Annotated in this window: 23 protein-coding genes and 1 riboswitch; all 23 genes read right to left on the bottom strand. The window is 54.3% G+C overall.

Translation table 11 applies throughout. The features are described from left to right. Positions 1-37 precede the first annotated feature (37 nt). A complete protein-coding gene (gene atpA, locus MKX63_RS07000; RefSeq protein WP_341016152.1) occupies positions 38-1,549 on the bottom strand; it encodes a F0F1 ATP synthase subunit alpha in 1,512 nt (503 codons plus the stop codon). An 11-nt stretch (positions 1,550-1,560) separates the two neighbouring features. Next, on the bottom strand, positions 1,561-2,112 hold the full coding sequence (locus MKX63_RS06995; protein WP_341016151.1) for a F0F1 ATP synthase subunit delta: 552 nt from the start codon (positions 2,110-2,112) through the stop codon (positions 1,561-1,563). Next, on the bottom strand, positions 2,109-2,597 hold the full coding sequence (gene atpF, locus MKX63_RS06990; RefSeq protein WP_209868445.1) for a F0F1 ATP synthase subunit B: 489 nt from the start codon (positions 2,595-2,597) through the stop codon (positions 2,109-2,111). Before atpF ends, MKX63_RS06995 begins: the two co-directional genes overlap by 4 nt. A gap of 97 nt (positions 2,598-2,694) precedes the next feature. Next, positions 2,695-2,907: a F0F1 ATP synthase subunit C gene (gene atpE / locus MKX63_RS06985; RefSeq protein ID WP_036699216.1), complete on the bottom strand. Its 213-nt coding sequence runs from the start codon at positions 2,905-2,907 to the stop codon at positions 2,695-2,697. Positions 2,908-3,011: 104 nt separating this feature from the next. Beyond that, positions 3,012-3,779: a F0F1 ATP synthase subunit A gene (gene atpB / locus MKX63_RS06980; protein ID WP_341016150.1), complete on the bottom strand. Its 768-nt coding sequence runs from the start codon at positions 3,777-3,779 to the stop codon at positions 3,012-3,014. A gap of 29 nt (positions 3,780-3,808) precedes the next feature. Beyond that, positions 3,809-4,186, bottom strand: coding sequence for an ATP synthase subunit I (locus MKX63_RS06975; RefSeq protein ID WP_341016149.1), 378 nt, complete (start codon positions 4,184-4,186; stop codon positions 3,809-3,811). Further along, the gene (locus tag MKX63_RS06970) at positions 4,179-4,412 is read right to left on the bottom strand and encodes an ATPase F0F1 (protein WP_341016146.1); all 234 of its coding nucleotides are present in this window, start codon (positions 4,410-4,412) and stop codon (positions 4,179-4,181) included. The genes MKX63_RS06975 and MKX63_RS06970 overlap by 8 nt, the downstream gene beginning before the upstream one ends. A gap of 164 nt (positions 4,413-4,576) precedes the next feature. After that, a complete protein-coding gene (gene wecB, locus MKX63_RS06965; protein ID WP_341016145.1) occupies positions 4,577-5,752 on the bottom strand; it encodes a non-hydrolyzing UDP-N-acetylglucosamine 2-epimerase in 1,176 nt (391 codons plus the stop codon). Positions 5,753-5,816: 64 nt separating this feature from the next. Further along, entirely contained in the window at positions 5,817-6,446 is a 630-nt protein-coding gene (upp, locus tag MKX63_RS06960; RefSeq protein ID WP_341016143.1) for a uracil phosphoribosyltransferase, read from the bottom strand. Positions 6,447-6,857: 411 nt separating this feature from the next. Further along, on the bottom strand, positions 6,858-8,105 hold the full coding sequence (gene glyA / locus MKX63_RS06955; protein ID WP_341016141.1) for a serine hydroxymethyltransferase: 1,248 nt from the start codon (positions 8,103-8,105) through the stop codon (positions 6,858-6,860). A 72-nt stretch (positions 8,106-8,177) separates the two neighbouring features. Continuing rightward, on the bottom strand, positions 8,178-8,783 hold the full coding sequence (locus MKX63_RS06950) for a TIGR01440 family protein (RefSeq protein WP_341018549.1): 606 nt from the start codon (positions 8,781-8,783) through the stop codon (positions 8,178-8,180). Between the two features lie 137 nt (positions 8,784-8,920). Further along, positions 8,921-9,004: riboswitch (ZMP/ZTP riboswitch) on the bottom strand. Between the two features lie 49 nt (positions 9,005-9,053). After that, positions 9,054-9,641, bottom strand: a complete 588-nt coding sequence (locus MKX63_RS06945) for a low molecular weight protein arginine phosphatase (RefSeq protein WP_341016139.1) — start codon at positions 9,639-9,641, stop codon at positions 9,054-9,056. Between the two features lie 73 nt (positions 9,642-9,714). Then, positions 9,715-10,311 carry a manganese efflux pump MntP gene (locus tag MKX63_RS06940; RefSeq protein WP_341016138.1) on the bottom strand — a complete coding sequence of 199 codons (597 nt, stop codon included), beginning with the start codon at positions 10,309-10,311 and terminating at the stop codon, positions 9,715-9,717. Between the two features lie 146 nt (positions 10,312-10,457). Next, on the bottom strand, positions 10,458-10,628 hold the full coding sequence (locus MKX63_RS06935) for a hypothetical protein (RefSeq protein ID WP_341016136.1): 171 nt from the start codon (positions 10,626-10,628) through the stop codon (positions 10,458-10,460). Between the two features lie 80 nt (positions 10,629-10,708). Next, positions 10,709-11,881 (bottom strand): L-threonylcarbamoyladenylate synthase, encoded by a 1,173-nt coding sequence (locus MKX63_RS06930; RefSeq protein ID WP_341016134.1) that lies wholly within the window; start codon positions 11,879-11,881, stop codon positions 10,709-10,711. 725 nt (positions 11,882-12,606) lie between these two features. Beyond that, on the bottom strand, positions 12,607-13,398 hold the full coding sequence (spoIIR, locus tag MKX63_RS06925; protein WP_341016133.1) for a stage II sporulation protein R: 792 nt from the start codon (positions 13,396-13,398) through the stop codon (positions 12,607-12,609). Between the two features lie 106 nt (positions 13,399-13,504). Further along, the gene (locus MKX63_RS06920; RefSeq protein WP_341016132.1) at positions 13,505-14,701 is read right to left on the bottom strand and encodes an FtsW/RodA/SpoVE family cell cycle protein; all 1,197 of its coding nucleotides are present in this window, start codon (positions 14,699-14,701) and stop codon (positions 13,505-13,507) included. Positions 14,702-14,892: 191 nt separating this feature from the next. After that, the gene (locus MKX63_RS06915; RefSeq protein WP_341016130.1) at positions 14,893-16,086 is read right to left on the bottom strand and encodes an FtsW/RodA/SpoVE family cell cycle protein; all 1,194 of its coding nucleotides are present in this window, start codon (positions 16,084-16,086) and stop codon (positions 14,893-14,895) included. 302 nt (positions 16,087-16,388) lie between these two features. Next, a complete protein-coding gene (locus MKX63_RS06910; protein ID WP_341016128.1) occupies positions 16,389-17,453 on the bottom strand; it encodes a N5-glutamine methyltransferase family protein in 1,065 nt (354 codons plus the stop codon). Between the two features lie 25 nt (positions 17,454-17,478). Beyond that, positions 17,479-18,546, bottom strand: coding sequence for a peptide chain release factor 1 (prfA, locus tag MKX63_RS06905; protein ID WP_341016126.1), 1,068 nt, complete (start codon positions 18,544-18,546; stop codon positions 17,479-17,481). 231 nt (positions 18,547-18,777) lie between these two features. Continuing rightward, positions 18,778-19,878 (bottom strand): redox-regulated ATPase YchF, encoded by a 1,101-nt coding sequence (gene ychF, locus MKX63_RS06900; protein ID WP_341016125.1) that lies wholly within the window; start codon positions 19,876-19,878, stop codon positions 18,778-18,780. A 524-nt stretch (positions 19,879-20,402) separates the two neighbouring features. Continuing rightward, positions 20,403-20,876 (bottom strand): GNAT family N-acetyltransferase, encoded by a 474-nt coding sequence (locus MKX63_RS06895; protein WP_341016123.1) that lies wholly within the window; start codon positions 20,874-20,876, stop codon positions 20,403-20,405. A gap of 48 nt (positions 20,877-20,924) precedes the next feature. Next, entirely contained in the window at positions 20,925-22,070 is a 1,146-nt protein-coding gene (gene fni / locus MKX63_RS06890; protein WP_341016122.1) for a type 2 isopentenyl-diphosphate Delta-isomerase, read from the bottom strand. Between the last annotated feature and the right edge of the window lie 650 nt (positions 22,071-22,720).

The following is a 22,720-nucleotide window of genomic DNA, read 5'->3' as shown; positions in this document are numbered from 1 at the left end:
AGCTAACTTCGTAAGCATAAACGGTAATCTCTATAGATTAGCTTGTAGCAAAGCCTCTTTTGAATTTCTCGATGGCATCCTTGAGTGCTGCTTCGTTGTCAGCTGTCAGATCCTTGGTATCCGAGACGGATTTCAGGATTTCAGTTGCACTGCTGTCGATAAAGGCCAGGAATTCCTTCTCGAAACGCTTAACGTCCTTGACAGGAATATCATCCAGATGCCCTTTGACAGCGGTGTACAGACTAAGCACTTGATGCTCAACGCTGAGCGGCTGGTTCACACCCTGCTTCAGAATCTCCATCATACGCGCACCGCGGTTCAGACGGGCCTGCGTTGATTTGTCCAGATCGGAGCCGAACTGGGAGAAGGCTTGAAGCTCGCGGTATTGAGCCAGATCCAGACGCAGGGAACCGGCGACCTTCTTCATAGCTTTGATCTGTGCGGAGCCCCCTACACGGGATACAGAGATACCAACGTTGATCGCCGGACGCTGTCCGGAGTTGAACAAATCGGATTCAAGGAAGATTTGGCCGTCTGTAATCGAAATTACGTTCGTTGGAATGTAAGCCGATACGTCAGAAGCCTGTGTTTCGATGAATGGCAGGGCGGTTAATGAACCACCACCAAGCGCATCGCTAAGCTTGGCCGCACGTTCCAGCAGACGGGAGTGCAGATAGAATACGTCACCAGGGAAGGCTTCACGGCCCGGTGGACGGCGGAGCAGCAGGGACAATTCGCGGTAAGCCGAAGCCTGCTTGGACAGGTCATCATAAATGACTAGTACATGCTCGCCCTTATACATGAAGTATTCGCCCATAGCGCAGCCTGCGTACGGAGCAATATAGAGCAGCGGAGAAGGCTCGGAAGCCGACGCGGTTACAACGATAGTGTAATCCAGCGCGCCATGACGGCGGAGGGTTTCTACTACCTGTGCTACAGTAGATTGTTTTTGTCCGATAGCAACATAGATACACTTCATCCCGTTGCCCTTCTGGTTGATAATCGCATCAATTGCGATTGCGGTCTTACCTGTCTGACGGTCACCAATGATCAGCTCGCGTTGTCCGCGGCCGATTGGCACCATGGCATCGATTGCCTTGAGACCCGTCTGCATTGGTTCGTGTACCGATTTACGGTCGATAACCCCCGGTGCGTTATGTTCAACCGGACGGAATTCAGTAGTAGCAATCGGTCCTTTGCCGTCAAGCGGCTGGCCCAGTGCATTGACTACGCGGCCCAGCATGGCTTCGCCAACCGGAACCTGCATAATCTGGCCGGTACGTTTAACCTGGTCGCCTTCGCGGATCTCTTTGTATTCACCCAGAATAACAACACCGACGTTGCTTTCTTCCAGGTTAAGCGCCATGCCCACTACTCCGTTGGAGAACTCCAGCAGTTCCCCTGCCATTGCGTTTTCCAGACCGTAGACACGGGCGATACCGTCGCCGACTTGAATGACGGTGCCAATTTCGGCCACTTCGATATCGGCTTTATATTGCTCAATTTGACTTTTGATCAAAGTGCTGATCTCTTCAGGTCTGATGCCCAATATCCTCACCCCTATCTTCTTTGCTTATCATTAAAGGATTTCTCAAGACGCGTAAGCTTACCGGCCAGACTTCCGTCATACAGCGTATCGCCGATTACGACCTTCAGTCCGCCGAGCAGGCTTGTATCGACAACATTGGTTACACGAATCTTACGGCCAGTAAGCTGGCTGAATTCAGCCGCAACACTGTCCTGTTCTGCCTGGTTCAGGGAATAAGCGGAATAGACAGTAGCGTAGCCAATGCCAAGGGCATCCCCTTCAATCTTGATATACTTAGCCAGCAGCTCTGCGAAAATATCGGTTCTGCCCCGCTCTACCAATAGCTCTACCGTGTTCATGACCGCTTCCGAGACTTTACCTTGAAGTGTCCCGCGCAGCACATTCAGCTTGTCGGATTGCGAGATACGGGGTGCCAGGATAAACCGTTTCACCTCTGCATCATTATGAAGCACTTCGACGACTAATTTGAGCTGTTCTTCCACTTGAAGCGTAATGCCTTCATCCACTGCTGCACTGTACAAGGCTTTGGCATAGCGCCCGGCAACTACCGTATCGCGGCTCATGATCGGCCTCCTACCTCTTTGAGGTATTGATCAACAAGCTGTTCCTGCTCGCCGTCAGCTGCAACTTCCTTCTCAAGCAGCTTCGAGGCAATGCGGACCGAGGCTGTACCCAGCTCGCTGCGCAGCGCTTCAACCGCTTTGTTCTTCTCGTTCTCAATGTCGCGTACCGCTTCGTCTTTCAGACGGCTCGCTTCCACATGGGCCTGCTCGAGAATCTTGTCAACCTGGTTGTTGCTGGTAGCCTGGGACTGCTGAATGATAGCCTGTGCCTCTTGGCGCGCCTGCTGCAGGGCCTGCTTCTGCTCTTCTACATAAGCGACCGCCTGCTCTCTGGTCTTGGCTGCTTCATCCATTTGCTGCAGCACCATTTCGCGGCGCTTCTCCATAATTCCGAACAGCTTGCTGAAGGCAAACTTGCTGAGCAGGAAGTACAGAACTCCAAAGGCAACAATGGAAAATACTATATTGGTCCAAACGATATTCACTGAGGTCACTCCCTTCCGTTACCGCGGCTTGCGGACATATACAAAAGTAAGGCGCGGATGGCACTTGCCCTCCCCGCCAAACCGTAAAAACGGTTTATTAAGTAAACATGATCAGGAACGCGATAACTGTAGCGGCCAAAGGAATAACTTCCACGATACCTACACCGATAAACATTGTTGTCTGCAGTGCGTTACGTGCTTCCGGCTGACGGGCGATAGATTCCACCGTCTTGCTGACGATCATACCGTTACCCAGACCTGCGCCGAGTGCGCCCAAACCAACCGCGATTGCTGCTGCTAAAAATTCCATTTGTAAATATCCTCCTTTAATTTCGGTTCTTTGTGTAATGTCTTAATAATATAAAATCTCCCGCGAAGGTTTCCGGCACCTGCCGCTATCCTCACGGCAGCTTATTAATGCGCTTCTTCCTCGTGGATCGTCATCTGTGCGATGTAGACCATCGTCAGAATCGTAAAGATAAAGGCCTGAAGCGCCCCGACAAAGATACTGAAGCCTTGCCAGATGGCCAGAAACGGAATACTGAACAGTCCCAGCTTCAGAATAACGGTAATCAGAACCTCGCCGGCAAAAATGTTAGCGAATAGACGAATGGCAAGCGCCACTGGCTTCGCCAGATTCTCAATGATGTTCAGCGGCAAGAAGATTGGAAACGGCTCAATATAGTGTTTGAAATAATGCTTGCCGTTCAGCTTGATGCCCAGATAGTTCATCAGGAAGAATACGACGATCGCTAGTCCTGCTGTTACGTTGATGTCTGCAGTCGGCGATTTGTACCACAGAATCTCAGCATGCGCGCCATCGGCCAGGTTCTTAGTGGCTTCGATAACATGTCCGAAGACTGTAACCGGACCATCGGCCTCTGTAATAACGGAAAACGGCAGACCAAGGAGATTGGAGACGAAGATAAACAGTATCAGCGTCAATCCCAGTGATATGTAAGGCTTTCCCTTCTTCAGATCCATCGCGCTGCTGATCAGTCCCTGTACAAATTCAACCACCCATTCCATGAAATTCTGGAGCTTGGACGGATTCTCAACCGACAGGTTGCGGACGGAGAGCATGACCAGTACGAACACTATCACCGAGCTGATTACCAGCATCAGCACAGCAGACAGGTCAATCGGTATTCCGCCAACATAGATTAAAGGCATTTCGTGCATAGTATCATCCCCCTTTCTCGTTAATATGGCTACAGCTTATTCTTGATTCCTAGATATATCCCCACGGGAATAGCCAGAAGCTGGGGGATGAACAGGCCGATAATCGTTGCCTCCAGCGAGAAATGCTCATATTTGACTGAAAACATGGTAACCAGAATTCCAAAACTGATTCTTGTAGCAAAACCAAGGCTGAAGGAGCTTTTCTCTTGCTTCGCCACCGCTTCTGTCACTCTTCTGACCTTAAGGGCCAGATAACGGAAATTAACCAGTCCTGCCAGCAAGCCGAGTGTCATGCCCAGAGTAACTGCACGGGTCTCATGATGGAGAGCCCACCCCATTACCAATCCTGCCATAATGATTACTGTCACCCTGGTGACGATATTGATTACGGGAGTCATATTATCCATTTTGCTCCCCCAAAAAATTTTTGATTAGCAAAGCAACATTCACAACGCCGAGAAGTAGCCCGGCAATTGTTCCGATAGCCAGCCAAAAAGCAGGTCCGTCCATCAGATTGCGCAGCCACTTTGCCACAAAAAAGCCTATTACAATGTAAGCGGCAAGCAAACTGCCCGCACCTGCGAGTACTAGAGCTGTACGCCCCAGTCCAGGCTCATTCTTTGGTTCCTTCATAGGCTACAATCCCAACTAATTTTACTGAATATCCAGACTCTTTGTCAATTCACAGAAAATTGCCCAAAATCGCATGAAAATATGAAAATAATCACAGCAAAAAACACCAAAACCATATAAACCGTACAGTTTAACTGTATGCTGCTTTTATTAACGTTAGTATATTAGTTGTCTTGCCCTGTTTCATCATTTGTGAACATTGTGTGAAATTCTTCCGGACGCTCTGAGGCAGCTCCGAAATGGTGCAAAATCGCATTGACAATTCTCTCGGAGGCTTTGCCGTCTCCATACGGGTTGGCGGCCCGGCTCATCGACTGATACAGGTTCTGATCGGTCAAAAGAGCATGTGTCCGTTGATACACCTTCTCCTCGTCCGTCCCCACAAGCTCCAGTGTTCCGGCCTCGATCCCTTCCGGGCGCTCGGTGGTATCACGCAGCACAAGCACAGGAACTCCAAAGGAGGGAGCTTCCTCCTGCAGGCCGCCGGAATCGGTCAATATCAGGTGGGTATGCGGATAAAAGTTATGCAGGTCAACGACATCCAGCGGATCAATCAGCTTGATTCTAGGGTGTCCGCCGAGGATCTCATGCGCCGGTTCCTTCACTGCCGGACTCGGGTGCACGGGATACACAATGGCTACATCTTCAAATTCATCAGCGATTCTTTTGACTGCACGGAAAATATGACGGTGCGGTTCGCCTTGGGATTCTCTGCGGTGCGCCGTCATCAAAATAAGTCTTTTTCCTGAAGCAAAATCAAGGACCGGATGCCGGTAGTCCGGCTGTACGGTATATTGAAACACATCGGTTACGGTATTGCCTGTGATATAAATACTTGATTCTTTTTTGTTCTCGTGTCTCAGGTTGCCCGCTGACCAGTGAGTCGGAGCAAAATGCAGATCAGCAAGCACGCCTGTCAGCTGACGGTTCATTTCTTCCGGATAAGGCGAAAGCTTGTTCCATGTCCGAAGACCTGCTTCCACATGCCCAACCTGAATCTGCTGCAGGAAAGACGCATAGCTGGCCAGGAAGGTGGTCAGGGTATCGCCGTGTACAAGCACGAGGTCCGGCTTCACTTCACGGAGCACGGGCTCCAGGCCTTCAAGCACCCGGATGGTGATCTCGTTAAGCGTCTGGCGGTCCTTCATTACGTCCAGATCATAATCCGGGGTAATCTTGAACACCTCAAGCACCTGATCCAGCAGCTCCCGGTGCTGCGCAGTTACACAGACAATGGACTCAATCTGCTCAGGATGTCTGTTCAGCTCCAGAACCAGAGGCGCCATCTTGATTGCCTCGGGGCGCACTCCGAAAATCGTCATTACTTTAATTTTGGACATAAGCCCTTCCCTCTCTTCTGAAAACCGTGGTCTAGTGGATTCATACTATTATTGTCTGTGCTTCTTACTTGGTACCGTACAGTCTGTCCCCGGCATCTCCGAGGCCCGGAACGATATAGCCATGATCATTCAAATGATCGTCAAGTGCTGCAACATAGATATCCACATCCGGGTGAGCAGCTTGTACAGCCGCAACGCCTTCCGGTGCAGCAATCAGGTTCATCATCTTGATCTGGGTGCAGCCGCGGTTCTTGAGCGAGGTAATCGCCGCAATGGCAGAGCCGCCTGTCGCCAGCATAGGATCGATTACGATCAGCTCACGTTCCTGGACATCCGTAGGAAGCTTAATGTAGTATTCCACCGGCTGCAGGGTGTCCGGATCACGGAACAGGCCCACATGGCCTACCTTGGCTGCAGGAAGCAGCTTAAGCACACCTTCGAGCATCCCCAGACCGGCACGCAGAATCGGGATCAGTCCCAGCATTCTCCCCGAAATCACCTTGCTCTGTGTTTCAGTCACCGGCGTCTGTACCGTAATGGTCTCCAGCGGGATGTCACGGGTAATCTCATAAGCCATAAGTGTTGCTACTTCATCGACATGCTCCCTGAAGTCCTTTGTGTTGGTCCGCACATCGCGAATGAATGTCAATTTGTGCTGAATCAATGGATGATCGCAAATCACCAATTTTCCCATGTTGTCCCTCCGGTAATTGTAAGTCTTATTTATAGCCAAAGTAAGCGCTGTGCTTCTCAGGTGGCTAAATCCTATCTATTATATCATCACCAAGACCGCTTTTCACCTACAGATGGACAAATCTGCAGGCCCCCCCGTTTACCGGGGATTACCACACCATGGAAGCTTAAGGCAATATATCCACCTCTCTGGATATAAAACAAAGCTTAGTTTGTACGATTAAGCGCTTTTAATACTATTCACACTTCTTTCACCACTTTTATTGAAAATTTCATGAACTTTCATGCAACTTTCAGTATAATTCAAGCGTTTTCTCAGCAGCTATTTGTGAACATTATGTAGCAGCAAAAAAGCCCTTGCGTACATCCGGCAGAAACCGGATACGCAAAGGCAGTGTTAGAGGGGCTCAGATTAATACTGCAATCCAGGGTAGATCGGATATTGTTCAGTCAGCTTAGCAACCTCGCGGGCCGCCTTACTCAAGTTAGCTTCATCCTGCGGATTCTTCAGGACACTGGCAATAATCCGGCCGATCGTAACCATAGCCTGCTCATCCATTCCGCGCGATGTAACAGCCGGGGTGCCGATGCGGATGCCGCTGGTGACGAACGGGCTGGTCGGGTCAAACGGAATCGCGTTCTTGTTGACAGTAATTCCGATGGAATCCAGCACCTTCTCGGCGTCCTTACCGGTAATGTTCAGGTTACGGGTATCGAGCAGAATCAGATGGTTATCGGTTCCGCCGGATACAATATTAACGCCTTCGCCGACCAGAGTCTCGGCCAGCACCTTGGCATTCTTAACTACGTTCTCGGCGTAAGTTTTGAATGATGGCTGCAGCGCTTCACCGAACGATACGGCCTTGGACGCAATCACATGCATCAGAGGTCCGCCCTGAGAACCAGGGAAGACTGCTTTATCAATAGCGGCAGCCCATGGCTGTCTGCATAGAATCATCCCGCCGCGCGGACCGCGCAGGGTTTTGTGCGTAGTTGTAGTAACGAAGTGGGCATGAGGAACCGGGCTCGGGTGAAGACCGGCAGCCACCAGACCGGCAATATGGGCCATATCGACCATGAACAGGGCGCCTACATCATTCGCAATCGAACCGAGTGCGGCAAAATCAATGGTACGCGGATATGCGCTCGCACCGGCAACGATCATTTTGGGACGGTGCTTGAAGGCGGCTTTGCGCACTTCATCATAATCGATCAGGAAGGAATCCTCCTGTACGCCATAAGCCACGAAGTTATACAGAATGCCGGAAGCATTCACCGGGCTGCCGTGGGTCAAATGGCCGCCATGTGCCAGGTTCATACCGAGAACGGTATCGCCGGGCTTGAGCGCAGCCAGGTATACAGCCATATTGGCCTGTGCGCCGGAATGCGGCTGCACGTTGGCATGCTCGGCACCGAACAGCTCCTTGGCACGGTCGCGGGCCAGGTTCTCTACGATGTCCACATCTTCACAGCCGCCGTAGTAACGCTTGCCGGGATAACCTTCGGCGTATTTATTGGTAAGCACGGAGCCCATAGCTTCCATGACGGCTTCACTTACAATATTCTCTGAGGCAATAAGTTCAATGTTCGCACGCTGGCGGCTCAGTTCGAGGCCCATCGCTTCCAGTACTGCCGGGTCACTTTTACGCAATTGTTCCATGTTTCTAATTTCCTCCCTATAACTCTGATTTATGTGGTGTTAAGACGAAACCGTTAAATAAAGCCCATCACTTCAGTCACAATTCGCGGAACCGCTAGTCTCAGGCGTGCGGTACACAGCCCGTTCCCCGCCGATCAGCGGCGGTCTGCTCCATGCGGCATTGACCCGGGCAGCCCCGATATACCGCAGGCTAGGCCGGTAAGGTACAGCTATCCTGCGCAGATGCATGCCGATCAGGGTCTCCCCGATATCTATACCGGCATGAGCTTCAATGGTCTCTGCCAGCACCGGATCTGTCATGGACTGGTAGGCCGCAGCAGCCATGGAGCCCCCAGCTCCCGGAATGGGTACAGCCGACACCTCTCTAAGGCCAAGGGCTTCCAGCAGGGCACGTTCCATCACCAGCGAACGGTTCAAATGCTCGCAGCACTGATAGACCGGGTGAAAACCAAATTCATCCGCAATCTGCGTAATCCCCTCCAGCAGCTGCCGCGCAACCTCCAGCGCACCGCCTGTCCCAATCCGCTTCCCCGCCACTTCACTCGTGCTGGCTCCTACGGCCAGGATTTTTCCCGGACCGAGCTTTCCCGCTACTGCAAGTTCACGCGTTACCGCAGCAGTGGCCGCGGAGAGCGAAAGCTCCCCGCTGTCCGTTAGCTGCTGCTCTGCAGCCGCCATACCGGATAAGCGCTCATCTCCTGACTTCTGCTTCAGGATTTCCTCCATCTTACCGCCCCCTTCAACCGTTTCTGATTTCCATGGAGATGCAACTTTTAAACAAAAAAGAGCAGTCCGCAGGTTGAACTGCGGATGTGCTCTTTTGCCCAGGCGACCGGCCGTTTATTCCAGGTGCTCCATCGTGGTTTCATCCACACTTGTCGCCAGTTACACCGGAACCGGATCATATTTATTACATCTTAAGGGATAGTCCACAAAAAATCAACCACTTCAAAGCCGTCTTAGCGATTCAAGCTTATCGAGCAGACCGTACAGCGCCGTGCGGATCTCGGATGCCGCCAGCTCGTAATCTTCCCGCGAGCCGCCGAACGGATCACTGATATCGAAGCTGGGGATACGCTGGCGGATCTCAATCATCCGCTGCATAGCCGCTGCATCCGGTTCGGTGCCCAGGGCCAGGTTCAGCTCCGCCTCTGCATACAAGCTGTCCAGCTCCCGGATATCGGCATTCACGGATTCCTGCGTCTGGACATACTCCTTAAGAGTATGGGTCTTGGTAACGGCGTCAGGAAAATACTGCAGCAAGTGCCGCTTATGCGCTCCTGTCAGGGTAAGAATCAGATCGGCCCAGGCTACCGCCTCCCCGTCCAGCTGTGAGGATACGATGCGGTCCTGAATCCCTTCATCCTGCAGAATGCCCGCAGCATGTCTGGATATGGAAGTACCCGGGACAGCAGAAACGCCGGCAGACCGCACCTCCACCTGAATGCCCCGCTCCTTCGCAAGCTTCCGCAGAAGCCCTTCGGCCATGGGACTACGGCAGGTATTACCTGTGCAGACAAATAAAATATGCAGCAACCTTTCCACCTCCGGTAAACATTATAATTTCGATTGGTACAGCCTAAAAATTATGGGTATTGCCGTTATTGTATCAAAAGATGAACATCAAGCCAAACGCAAGGAGAATGGCTCCGCCCAGCGCTTCCCCGTACTCTCCGAGGCCGCGGCTCACCCGCCTGCCCAGCAGCAGCCCAGTAATGGACATAACACCGCCGCAGGCACCGAAGGCCAGCACGGTTAGTATAATACTATTCACAAACATCCCGAGTGAAACCCCGACCGAGAAAGAATCCACGCTTACACTGAGTGAGATCAGCAGCATCCCCCAGATCGTCCGGTGATCCATCTGCCGGCTGCTGCCGCCGTCGTCCTGGCGGAAGGAATTGAACACCATATGTCCGCCCAGCAGTACAAGCAGACCTCCGGCTGCATAGGTGGTAACCTGTCCCAGCAAATGGCCGACATAGCTGCCCGTGAACAAGCCCAGCAGCGGCATCAGCACATGAAAAAAAGCAATCAGCAGGCTAAGCTGCAGCACATGCAGCAGCCGGATACCCCTCATCCCGATGCCCACGCCCAGCGAGAACGCATCCATTCCCAGCGCAATTGCCATAATAGCTATTGTTACTAACTGGCCCCAGCCGCCATGTATCCCGCCCCAACCCCCATATATTCCGTCCCAGCCCATGAATAACCCTCCACCCTGAGTCCGTAAGTTCTTGTACAACAACGATATGCGGACAAGATGGTATTCATGACTGTGAGGTGGATGGCAGGGTGGGCCGGAGGGACCAGGGCCTGCGTGAAATCAGGTGTATCAGCTTAACTGAAAATTCATTTTTCGGGTTTATCGAAATATTCCTTTGCTTTTTTGAGGATGGCCAGCTCTTCCTCCATCTCAGCCAACTGCCCCTCCATCTCCGCCAACTGCTGACCGCGTTCCTTCAGTTGGCGTTCAAGCTCTCTGAGTTTGTCCAGATCGGCTTCCTGATCCTTTCCACTCATAGAAACACCTCCACGTTAATCTTATGAGTTCCAGTCTCTTAGCAGTAGGATATGGTCCATGCCATGCTAACAGCAGCTTGCTAACCGGCGTCGATCACCGTATCACCGGCAGCTTTCATCAGCCGGTTCATGATGGCTGCGCCGAGGCCCGTGACCGGGCAGGCCTCGGCCAGAATGTACGTGGCCCCCGCTTCATCGAAGCGCCGCAAGGCGGCATACAGGAAGCGGGCGGCCTCCTCCGGCGAGGACAGCGAGCCGAGAGACACCGTGCAGGCGGCCGGGTCGGCGGGATACAGGGCCCTGTGATCCTCGAAGAGGAGCAGGCCCGTGATCTCGCCCGCCCGCTGCGCCGCCTGCAGCAGCCCGGCGGCGGTCTCCGCCACGCGCTGCGCGGAGGAGCCGCGTACGATGCCAAGCGCGCCGCGCGGGGCATAGTGCGTGTACTTCATGCCCGGCGCGCGCGGCGCCGGGCTGCTGCCGGCGGCCGGCGCCGCGGCGGCCGCTTCAGTGCCGGTCACCGCCGCGAGCTGCTCGGCGGTGATGCCTCCGGGACGGAGCACGGCTACCGTCCCGTCCGGCTGCACCTGCACCACGGTCGACTCCAGGCCGACCCCGGCCGCGCCGCCGTCCAGAACCCCGCCGATATATCCGGCGAGGTCTTCCAGCACATGGGCGGCCAGCGTCGGACTCGGCCGCCCGGAGCGGTTGGCGCTGGGCGCTGCAACCGGGCAATCCGCCGCGCGCAGCAGCGCAAGCGCCACCGGATGATCCGGCATACGCACGCCAACCGTATCCAGGCCCGCCGTTACCAGCGGCGAGAGAACGCCGGGACGGACCGGCAGCACCAGCGTCAGCGGGCCGGGCCAGAAGGCATCGATCAGTGCCGAGGCCACCGGATGCACCTCCGTCACCAGACGTTCGAGATCCTCCCGCCGGGCAATATGTACGATCAGCGGGTTATCGGAGGGACGGCCTTTGGCTGCGAATACCGCTTCAACCGCTGCGGTATTCCTCGCGTCTGCGCCCAGTCCGTACACCGTCTCCGTCGGAAAGGCCACCGTCTCCCCGCTCCGCAGCAGCGCTGCCGCTTCCGAGATCATGCCGTGGTCACACCCGCCCGGCTGCCAGCCGGCAGAACTCCCCAATTCGCCGTCCGTTCCCGCCTCACCGGAAGCAAGGCTCCAGTACAGAGTGGACTCTATATGACCGCTGCGGCGCTGGGCCGCAAACGGTGAATATTGATCTTCAGTCATCTATCATCACTAGCTTTCTTATTGAATTCTTATATTTCGAACAAAGTCACCTTGACGGATGGACAGGATTACCTTCACGCCAAAACAATGTATGCTGTTTTTCACATACATTTGGGCCATGCGCCTGCGTGGCAGCCATTGTATGCTGTTTTTGGCATACATTTGGGCCATGCGCCTGCGTGGCAGCCATTGTATGCTGTTTTTGGCATACATTTGGGCCATGCACCTGCGTGGCAGCCATTGTATGCTGTTTTTGGCATACATTTGGGCCATGCACCTGCGTGGCAGCCATTGTATGCTGTTTTTGGCATACATTTGGGCATGCGCCTCCCGTGCCAGCACAATATATACTGTTTTTCACATACATTAGAGCATGCGCCTCCCGTGCCAGCACAATATATACTGTTTTTCACATACATTAGAGCATGCGCCTCCCGTGCCAGCACAATATATACTGTTTTTCACATACATTAGAGCATGCGCCTACCGTGCCAGCACAATGTATGCTGTTTTTCACATACATTCGGTTCATAAGACCCGTACCAGTTGATTGCATTTGGTTTCAAGCACCTTGTCCACAACAGGAAGAAAAAATAGTTTACTATACGACCAAAACGGCCCCCTCAGGCGGAGCCGCTTCTGCTCAAGTGCTGCAATCATCGTACCATATCCGGCGCAAAAACTGTAGAATCCAATGTACGTTTATGCCATGCTTTTCAGGACATTCAGGAGAACAGCCCGCAGATCCAGCTCCAGATATTCTTCAGCAGCTCCCACACGAAGAACTTTACCTTCGGTGCCTCAGCAGCATCCCCCGCGCTTTCTTCCTTGTTAGATGAATCAGATAGACTGGATACTGCCCCTTTCGCTGTTCCATCCGCAGCCTTCACCTTCGCGCCGTCTTCCGAAGCCTTGGCTGAGACCTTAGTAACATCCTTCGCCCCTGCCTTCGCAGCAGCCGGTTCCGCAGCCGCAGCATCCCCGGTTCCCGCATCGATGAAGCAGAGCGGCGGAAACAGCACACACCACCAGTTCTGCCCTTTGCCTGCGCCAAGCGTGACCCGGACAGCCTCATATTCTCCGGCAGGGTAGACCCGGCCGCCATACATTTTGGTCGGAAAAGGAACCGTGCCCAGCTCCACCTGATAGCCGTACTCAATCCCGCGCTGCGCCAGCTCTCTGCCCACCAGCTCATTCAGCTCCGGCAGATGATTACGGATCAGGGCACGGGCCTGCTCCAGACTCTGCGGATCTTCAAGCCCCGCCACCCACTGATTAATCTGCTCCACGATCCGGTCACGAATCTGGCGCTTCACCAGCTGATCCCCGGTGCCGTCCGAATTCGCCAGAATACGCAAGCGGATGGACTCCTGCGGGATGGATACCTCTGCTACGGCAGCATCACTTTTTTGCCCTTCCCAGGCCATCATCAGAATCATAAAAAAACAAATTAAAATGGCAGTATACTTAAAGGTAATCCGCAGGGAATCCCCGCGCTCCAGCTTAACATCCTCCATCTTCCGCAGCCCCTCTCCCTCTGAACCTCTTATGCTCCCAGTATGTCCAGGAATGAGAGACTGCAAACCTAGTAATCTATTATTTATGAAGCAGGAAATCTAGCGGCTAGATTTTGGACAAGAGGGATTTGCCCTTCGTGTCCGGCTGCGGCAGCGGAAGATCATCCTCCACATCCTGCCCGTAGAGCCTTACGCTCATCGCTATCCCCATACAGGCCATATTAATCAGCAGCGAGGTCCCGCCGTAGCTGATGAACGGGAGAGTAATGCCGGTAAGCGGCATCAGTCCGGTCATTGCACCGATATTCTCCAGAATCTGATACAGCAGCATCGCTACGATCCCGACGATCAGGAGCGGCCCGCCGCGGTCCCTGCATTCCAGGGCAATCAGAATTAATCGGTGGATCAGGATGAAAAAGAGCAGCAGCAGCGCCGCAGCGCCCAGGAACCCGAATTCTTCCCCGATCTGCACAAAAATCGACTCCGAATACAGATAAGGCACGCGGTTGCTCTGTACGGAGCTGCCCTGCAAATAGCCTTCTCCCTTCAGGCCCCCGGAGCCGATCGCTGTCTGGGCATTTTTCGTCTGATAGCTCGCAGTACTGCTCGCCAGCTCAGGCACCAGCCAAGGGTCAAACCGGCTGACGAAATGGTCCCGGCCCAGCGTTTTTTCAATGAAATTAACCGTCTGTTCGTGATAGTTGATATAGCACAGGATGAAGCCCAGAATTGCTCCGCCCGCGATAATCAGCCCGATCAGCGCATGGGAGAATTTGATATGCCCGATCCATAGCAGGCCAAGCAGGATTACGATATAGCTGAGCGCATTGCCCAGATCATTCTGGATGATGACCAGTGCGCATGGCATCAGTGCAATCAGACCCAGCGGCACGACATCGCGCCAGAACTGGAGCCGGGCTTTATTTTTGCGGACAAGCACTGTGGTCAGACAAATAATCAGAATCAGCTTGAACAGCTCCGCCGGCTGAATGCTTAAGTCTCCAATACCGATCCAGCCCTGGGCACCATTCTTGACCTTGCCGAAAAAGCTGACCGACAGCAGAATCCCGATCCCGGCGATGTATATATAGAGTCCGTAACGCACCAGCAGGCGGTAATCGAACAGGGTAATCAGGATAAAAGCGATAAAACCCAGCGCATAATATTTAAGCATGGTGATATGCATACCATCCAGGTCGTCTCTTCCGTGAGTCACACTGTAAATGGAGAAGATACAGATCCCCATCAGCATAATCAAAATAAGCACAATGCTGCCGTCTATTCTTTTGATTCTCTGCAACATAAGGATATACCCCTCAACCTCTCCGGATTAGGAATCCGCCCGCTGCACCCAGCCCAGGCTTCAACCCACTAATCTCCATTGTAATTCAATTGGGAGCAAAAAAATACCGGAACCCTTCGTATACGAAGAATTCCGGTATAGATGAAGCATCCAGCTTCCCCATATGCGCGGGCTTTACTATTCTTAATGAGTTAACTTCTTTTGGCGGGAGCCGGGGAAGAATACAGCGCAGGACTCGGCAAATCCTCCTCCACCTCTTGCCCGTGCAGACGCACGCTCATGACAAGCCCTATGCTCGCCATGTTGATCAGCAGTGAGGTTCCCCCGAAGCTGATGAACGGCAGCGTAATCCCCGTCAGCGGCATCAGGCCCAGGAAGGCCCCGATATTCTCAAAAATCTGGTACAGCAGCATCGCCACCACCCCGACGATCAGGAATGGACCGCCCCTGTCCTTGCACTCCAGTGCAATTAGTATCATCCGGTGAATCAGGATAAAGTACAGCAGCAGCACCAGCGCCGATCCGACAAAGCCGTATTCCTCCGCGATCTGGACAAAAATGGAGTCCGAATAGGTGTATGGCACACGGTCGGTCTGCACTGAGCTGCCCGTCATGTAGCCTTCACCGCTCATCCCGCCGGAGGCGATCGCTATTTTGGCGTTCTTTGTATGATAGATCGCTTTGGCCGTCGCCTTATCCGGCACCAACCAAGGGTCGAAGCGCTCGATCCAGTGCGAGCGTTTGATATCTACCAGGAAATCCTTAATTTCATCGTGATAATGAATATAGCTCATAATTCCGGCAGCCGCAGAGCCGCCTATAACCAGCAGTCCGATCAGCGCATGGGTGAATTTAATATTACCGATCCACAGTAGGCCGATCAGAATAACGATGTACGAGAGCGCATTTCCCAGGTCATTCTGGCTGATTACGATCACAAACGGCAGGAGACTGAACAATGCCAGCGGAACCACATCGCGCCAGAACAGCAGCTTATTCTTTTTTTTGCGGACCAGTACAGCCGCCAGGAACAGAATTAGAATCAGCTTGAACAGCTCAGCCGGCTGAAGACTGAAGCTGTTGCCGAACTTGATCCAGCCTTGCGCACCGTTCTGCTCTGTGCCGACAAAGCTGACCAGGATCAGAATGCCAATCCCCGTGATGTACACATATAACGCATATTTTACAAGTAACCGATAGTCCACGAACGTCAGTCCGAAAAAGGCAACGAAGCCTATGATATAGAACTTGATCATCTTGATATGCGACCCGTCCAGCCTATCGCGCCCGTGGGTCACACTGTATATGGAGAAAATGCTGACCACCATCAGCAGCATAAGAATCACCACGATGACGCCGTCAATCTTCTTAATCTTCTGAAGCATATTCTGTCTCCTTACTCAGTACTGGTTCTTCCCGTTCTTGTCTCCCGGCAGCAGCCCAGGCAGAAGTTCCGTCCTGTCTATTGTAAAGGATGGGAGCGCCTAAATACAATTTCCATCGTTTGGGGGGGCTCTGTCAGGTGAACAGCCGGACCGCCTTCCCTGCAGCGGACTAAGCGGACCTTATTCGCTGCAAAAGCACCTTCCCGGGAGTTATGCGGACAGAAAGGACGCTATTCGTTCAGTTGGTTCCTCAAACAGGCCTGTTTACAGGTAATAAGCTCCACTCAGTCCGTTCCCCGTCCTCACCGGGCTATCCCGAGCACATGCCGGGGAATCCCGGCGAGATCATCGATGGTGATGATCTCGTCCCAATATCCGGCTGCCCGCAGCAGTCCGGCTACCTGCTCGGCCTGCCCCTGGCCGAGCTCAAAGCCGACCAGGCGCGGCGGAGCCGGGAGCAGCGGCAGCTGCTCCATCATGCGGCGGTACGGGTCCAGCCCGTCCCCGCCGCCGTCCAGTGCCGTACGCGGCTCATGATCGCGCACCTCGCGCTGCAGCCCGGCGATGTCGCCGCCGGGGATGTACGGCGGGTTGGAGACGAGGATATCCGTCTCCAGCCCCGCAAACGGCTCGAGCAGATCGCCGAGCCGCAGGTCAACGGCCGTGCCGTGCCGCTGCGCATTGCGCCGGGCCACGGCCAGCGCGCCGGGCGAGATATCGCCGGCGCAGACCCGCCACGCCGGCGCTTCCGCCGCCAGCGTGACGGAGATCGCTCCGCTGCCGGCGCCGATATCGACGGCGGTCAGCGGCCGCGCGGCGCAGGCGAAGCCCGCGCCGCTCTCCCGGCGGGCGGCGGTGCGGCCCGCCCCGTAGTGGGCGGCTGCTTCATCCGCAGCCGCCTCATTTCGCGGTCCCGCTTCGCCCCGCACCGCCCCAGCCTCACCGCCCGCAGCTGTCCGCCGCTCGTCTCCTTCAGCTTCACGTGCGGCTTCGCCCCGCACCCCCGCCAGCCCGTCCGGCCACAGCTCCGCGCCGTACTTCAGAATCGCCTCCACGAGCAGCTCTGTCTCCGGGCGGGGGATCAGCACATCGGGCGTGACCTCGAAGGTCCGGCCGTAGAACTCCTGCTCGCGGGTGATGTATTGCACCGGTTCTCCCGCCGCCCGGCGGGTCACCAGCGCTTCCCATTCGGCCTTGCGCGCCAGCGGGAACGGATCAGCCAGCGCCATGTAATAAGCCGCCCCGGACAAGCCCAGCACATGCTCCAGCAGGAGCTGGCTGCTGCGCTGCGGCTCCATAAGGCCGTGCCCGGCCAAAAAAGAAGAAGCCTCCGCAAAGGCTTCCCGGATGCTTTGCAATTCCGACATGACGTAAGAGTCGTGTTTCAAAGCATTATTCTCCTTTTTCCATCAATTCTGCTTGTTCCGCAATCGACAGCGCCGAGATAATCTCGGTAATATCCCCGTTCATCACCTGGTCCAGACGGTGGAGGGTCAAGCCGATCCGGTGATCCGTCACACGGCTCTGCGGGAAGTTGTAAGTACGGATACGCTCACTGCGGTCACCGGTTCCCACCTTGCTTTTGCGTTCTCCGGAATACTTCGCTTCCTCTTCCTGACGCTTCAGATCTGAGATCCGGGTACGCAGCACCTTCAGCGCTTTATCTTTGTTAGAGTTCTGGGACTTGCCGTCCTGGCAGGTAGCCACGATCCCCGTAGGTACATGGGTTACACGCACTGCCGATTTGGTCGTATTAACGGACTGTCCGCCCGCACCGCTCGAACAGAAGGTATCGACACGGATATCCTTGTCATGAATCTCGATTTCGAAGTCTTCCGCTTCCGGCATTACAGCAACCGTAGAGGTAGACGTATGGATACGTCCGCCGGATTCTGTAGTAGGGATGCGCTGCACACGGTGTGCGCCGCTTTCGAATTTCATTTTGCTGTACGCGCCGCGTCCGGTAATTTGGAAGATCACTTCCTTGAAGCCGCCGAGATCATTTGTGTTCACATCCATCAGCTCCACGCGCCAGCCCTGGGTATCGGCATAACGGGTATACATCCGGTAGAGGTCAGAGGCGAACAAGGCCGCTTCGTCACCGCCGGCTGCGCCGCGGATTTCCACGATTACGTTCTTGTCATCGTTAGGGTCCTTAGGCAGCAGGAGCAGACGAATCTTCTCCTCAAGAACAGCCTGACGCTCCGACAGCTCCTCGATTTCCATCTTGACCATTTCTTTCATTTCATCATCAAGCTTCTCGGCCTGCATCATCTTCGCAGCTTCAAGCTCTTCCATTACGTTCTTATATTCGCTATACGCCTCGAAGGCGGGCTGCAAGTCGGATTGTTCTTTGGAATAGTCCCTCAGTTTCTTACTGTCGCTTGCAACATCCGGGTCACATAGCAGTTCACTGAGTTTCTCATAGCGGTCCGCCAGGGATTGCAATCGGTCCAACAAGGGAATTCACCTCTCCTGATTCAAATTCTTCGTTCAATATTACTTTAAATTGTTGCTACAACTGAAGTAGATATACGACTTTATATTATACCACCACAAGCTTCAATTGGCTACACTGCCGGCGGCGGGGATGGGGAAATCTTTTTGAAAATGATTCAGATGACGCAAAGAAACCATCCAGCAAGCAAACCTCTACCCCTGAATGGCCTCTCTATAATAAGCGAAAAGTATCTATACGTTGAACCGGAAATGCATAACGTCGCCGTCCTGCACCAAATATTCCTTACCTTCCAGACGCAGCTGCCCGCGTTCCTTGGCACCGTTCATTGAACCTGCCGCCACCAGATCGGTGTAGGCTACAACCTCCGCCCGGATAAACCCGCGCTCGAAATCCGTATGAATCACGCCCGCTGCTCCAGGGGCCTTGGTGCCCTTGCGGATGGTCCAGGCACGAACCTCTTGAACGCCCGCAGTGAAATAAGTGTACAGGCCCAGCAGCTTGTAAGCCGCTTTGATCAGACGGTTAAGCCCGGATTCCTGCAGCCCCAGCTCCTCAAGGAACATCGCCTTGTCTTCGCCTTCCAGCTCTGCAATCTCCGCTTCCACCTTCGCACTGATCGGCACGACTTCAGCATTCTCGGCTGCTGCGAATTCACGGACCTGCTGCACATAAGGATTCTCCTCGGCAGTCGCCACTTCATCCTCGCCCACATTCGCCGCATACAGCACCGGCTTCAGGGTGAGCAGGTGAAGATCACGCACGATCAGACGCTCATCGTCAGACAACTCCAGACTGCGTGCAGGCTGGTCCTGATACAGGGCTTCCTTCACGCGCTCGAGTACTTCTACTTCCTGGGCGTATTTCTTGTCGCCGCCCTTGATGTTTTTGCGGGAACGCTCAATCCGTTTCTCCACGCTCTCCAGGTCAGCCAGAATCAGCTCCAGGTTAATCGTCTGGATGTCGCTGATCGGATTCACCTTGCCGTCTACATGGGTCACGTTCTCATCAACGAAGCAGCGCACCACATGAACAATGGCATCCACCTCGCGGATATGGGCCAGGAACTTGTTGCCCAGGCCTTCGCCCTTGCTCGCGCCGCGCACCAGTCCTGCAATATCGACGAATTCAAAAGCGGTCGGAACCGTCTTGTTCGGCTGTACCAGCTCTACCAGCTTATCCAGACGTTCGTCCGGTACTTCTACAACCCCGACGTTCGGGTCGATGGTGCAGAACGGATAGTTGGCGGATTCTGCGCCCGCTTGTGTAATTGCATTGAATAATGTCGATTTGCCTACGTTGGGAAGTCCAACGATACCTGCTTTCAAAGCCATTTATATGACAACTCCTATTTTCGGTTGGTTTGATCACCGCATGAAATCCCGAACTGATCTCAAACCATTATATATTAGAACAAATTCTCCAGCAACAGCGGATGTCAAGGGCAAGCGAACAAACTCATCTTACCGGGTAAAAAATATTTACTTGGCGCTGTCCATTATGTTCGGGTTATTGCGTACATTTGGCCCACACGCCTCACCCTAGCCCATTGTGGTCGGTTTTTCGACTACATCCAGCCTACACGGCGCGTCCGCTCCAATTGCAATCGGTTTTTCGATTACATCCAGCCTACTTGGCATGCCCGCTTCAATTGTGGTCGGTTTTTCGATTACATTTCGACTACACGCTGCACCAGTCCCATTTTATCCGTTTTTCCGTGAATCCTTGGCTCACACACCGCCGCACTTACTCCCGAACACTGCCCCTTTAAGCAAAAAGACTCCTTGAGGAGTCCAGTTACTTTGGCTGGTGCTATGCAGAACCTTATGCCTGCCTTGTGCTACTTTCCGCCTGCAGCCTACAACGTCTTGGACATCGTGATGTCTGTAACCTGGAAGCCCATTTTCATATATAGCCCGAAGGCGCGTTCGTTGTGACCGAAGACATGCAGGCCGATCTTGGCCGCCTTCAGCTTCCGGGCTTCTTCATCCAACAGGAGCAGTGTCCGCTTGCCATAGCCCCGGCCCTGGAACGGCTCGAAGATATAAATGTCATAAATGAACGCCTCCCGCACCCCGCGGTTCTCGGTCACGTTGAACCAGAGATAACCGGCCTCAGTCCCCGAAGTCTCCTCTACTACCGAATAGAAATAAGCTCCCGCCGTATTGAGGCCTTGCGGCAGGTAGCGATTCATCGATTCCCGGGCCTGCGCTAACGCTGTATCTGCATCCCAGGCACCGGCTTGTACTTTCTCTTCTGCGTAGTCGCGGGTAGATTGCTTCAAGAACGACTGAAACGCAGTTTCGTCCATCGGGATTAGTGTAATCGTCATTTGGATACATACCTTCCTTCGGTTCTGATTATAAAAGCAAGCCTGGCATCAGCGCCGGACCAGACGCGGCGTTCCGCGCAATGCGGCAAGATCCGGCGCGCCGATGCCGAACATCACTGTCCGCAGCTCCAGCTCTACCTGGGCCAGCGCCTGATCCAGCGCCTCCTCGGAGCTGACGGCCGGACCCAGCAGTCCCCGTCCGAAGCCCGCCAGATCCGCGCCAAGAGCCAGCGCCTTGGCGGCATCAACGCCGTTCTTCAACCCGCCGCTGCCGATCAATGCCCCGTGCGGAGAGACCGCGCGAACCTCGGCAATGCACTCCGCCGTGGGAATGCCCCAGTCGGCGAAGGCCTCCGCTGCCGCACGCCGCACCGGATCGATGCTGCGGAACTTCTCTACCTGGCTCCAGGAAGTGCCGCCTGCTCCGGCGACATCAATGAAGGCAGCGCCAGCCTGATATAGCCGGGCGGCGGTATCGCCGTCAATCCCCCAGCCGACCTCCTTGATCCCCACTGGAATCTCAAGGCTCCGGCATAATGCCTCTATCCGCTTCAGCAGGGAACCGAAGCCGGTGTCACCCTCGGGCTGGAATACCTCCTGCAGCCCGTTCAAATGGAGAACCAGCCAGTCCGCTCCGGCAATCTCAACCGCCCGGCGGCATTCTTCTACCCCGAAGCCGTACGCGAGCTGCACAGCTCCAACATTTGCAATAACCGGAATCGTGGGGGCATTGGCCCGCACATGGAAGGTAGCCGCCAGCTCAGCGCGTTCTACAGCCGCGCGCACCGAGCCGACTCCCAGCGCCCAGCCCCGGCGCTCCGCCGCTTCGGCCAGCCGCTCATTGATCTTCCCTGTAGCCGCGCTTCCCCCGGTCATAGAGCTGATCAACAGCGGGGTACGCAGCGCACGGCCTAAGAATTCAGTATCCAGTGAGATAGTATCATAATCCAGCTCCGGCAGCGCGTTATGGCGGAACCGGTACTGCTCGAACCCGGTCGTAATTCCGCTGCCGGCCACATCTTCATTCAGGCAGAGCCGTACATGCTCAATCTTCCGTTCTCCGGTTCTGGAGTCGGGCAGCAGAGATTTATGTCCGGCAAGACCTAAGCCTGCTGCCTCCTGCCCTGGCTGAGGCCCTGTGCCTGACGGCTCCACAGCGCTCTGCGGCACACCGTTTCGCGGCATATCATTCATGCTGTCTTCCTCCGTTTCTGCTGCACTATTTTCAAACCAACATCACCGTGCGGAGAATGTATGCTGTTTTCCACATACATTCAGACCTTGTGCCTGCCTCCGAGCACAATGTATGCTGTTTTCCACACACATTCAGACCTTGTGCCTGCCTCCGAGCACAATGTATGCTGTTTTCCACATACATTCGGCCATACGCCTGCCTGCAAGCACCATGTATGCTATTTTCCACACACATTCAGACCTTGTGACTGCCTCCGAGCACCATGTATGCTGTTTTCCACATACATTCGGCCATACGCCTGCGTGCGAGTACAATGTATGCTGTTTTCCACATACATTCAGACCTTGTGCCTGCCTCCGAGCACTATGTATGCTGTTTTCCACATACATTCAGACCTTGTGCCTGCCTCCGAGCACAATGTATGCTGTTTTCCACATACATTCGGCCATACGCCTGCGTGCGAGTACAATGTATGCTGTTTTCCACATACATTCAGACCTTGTGCCTGCCTCCGAGCACAATGTATGCTGTTTTCCACATACATTCGGCCATACGCCTGCCTGCAAGCACCATGTATGCTGTTTTCCACATACATTCGGCCATACGCCTGCGTGCGAGTACAATGTATGCTGTTTTCCACACACATTCA

It is taken from the genome of Paenibacillus sp. FSL R7-0179 (genome assembly GCF_038002265.1).
Classification (GTDB): Bacteria; Bacillota; Bacilli; order Paenibacillales; family Paenibacillaceae; genus Paenibacillus_AQ.
This window is presented reverse-complemented; position numbering and strand designations above follow the sequence as displayed.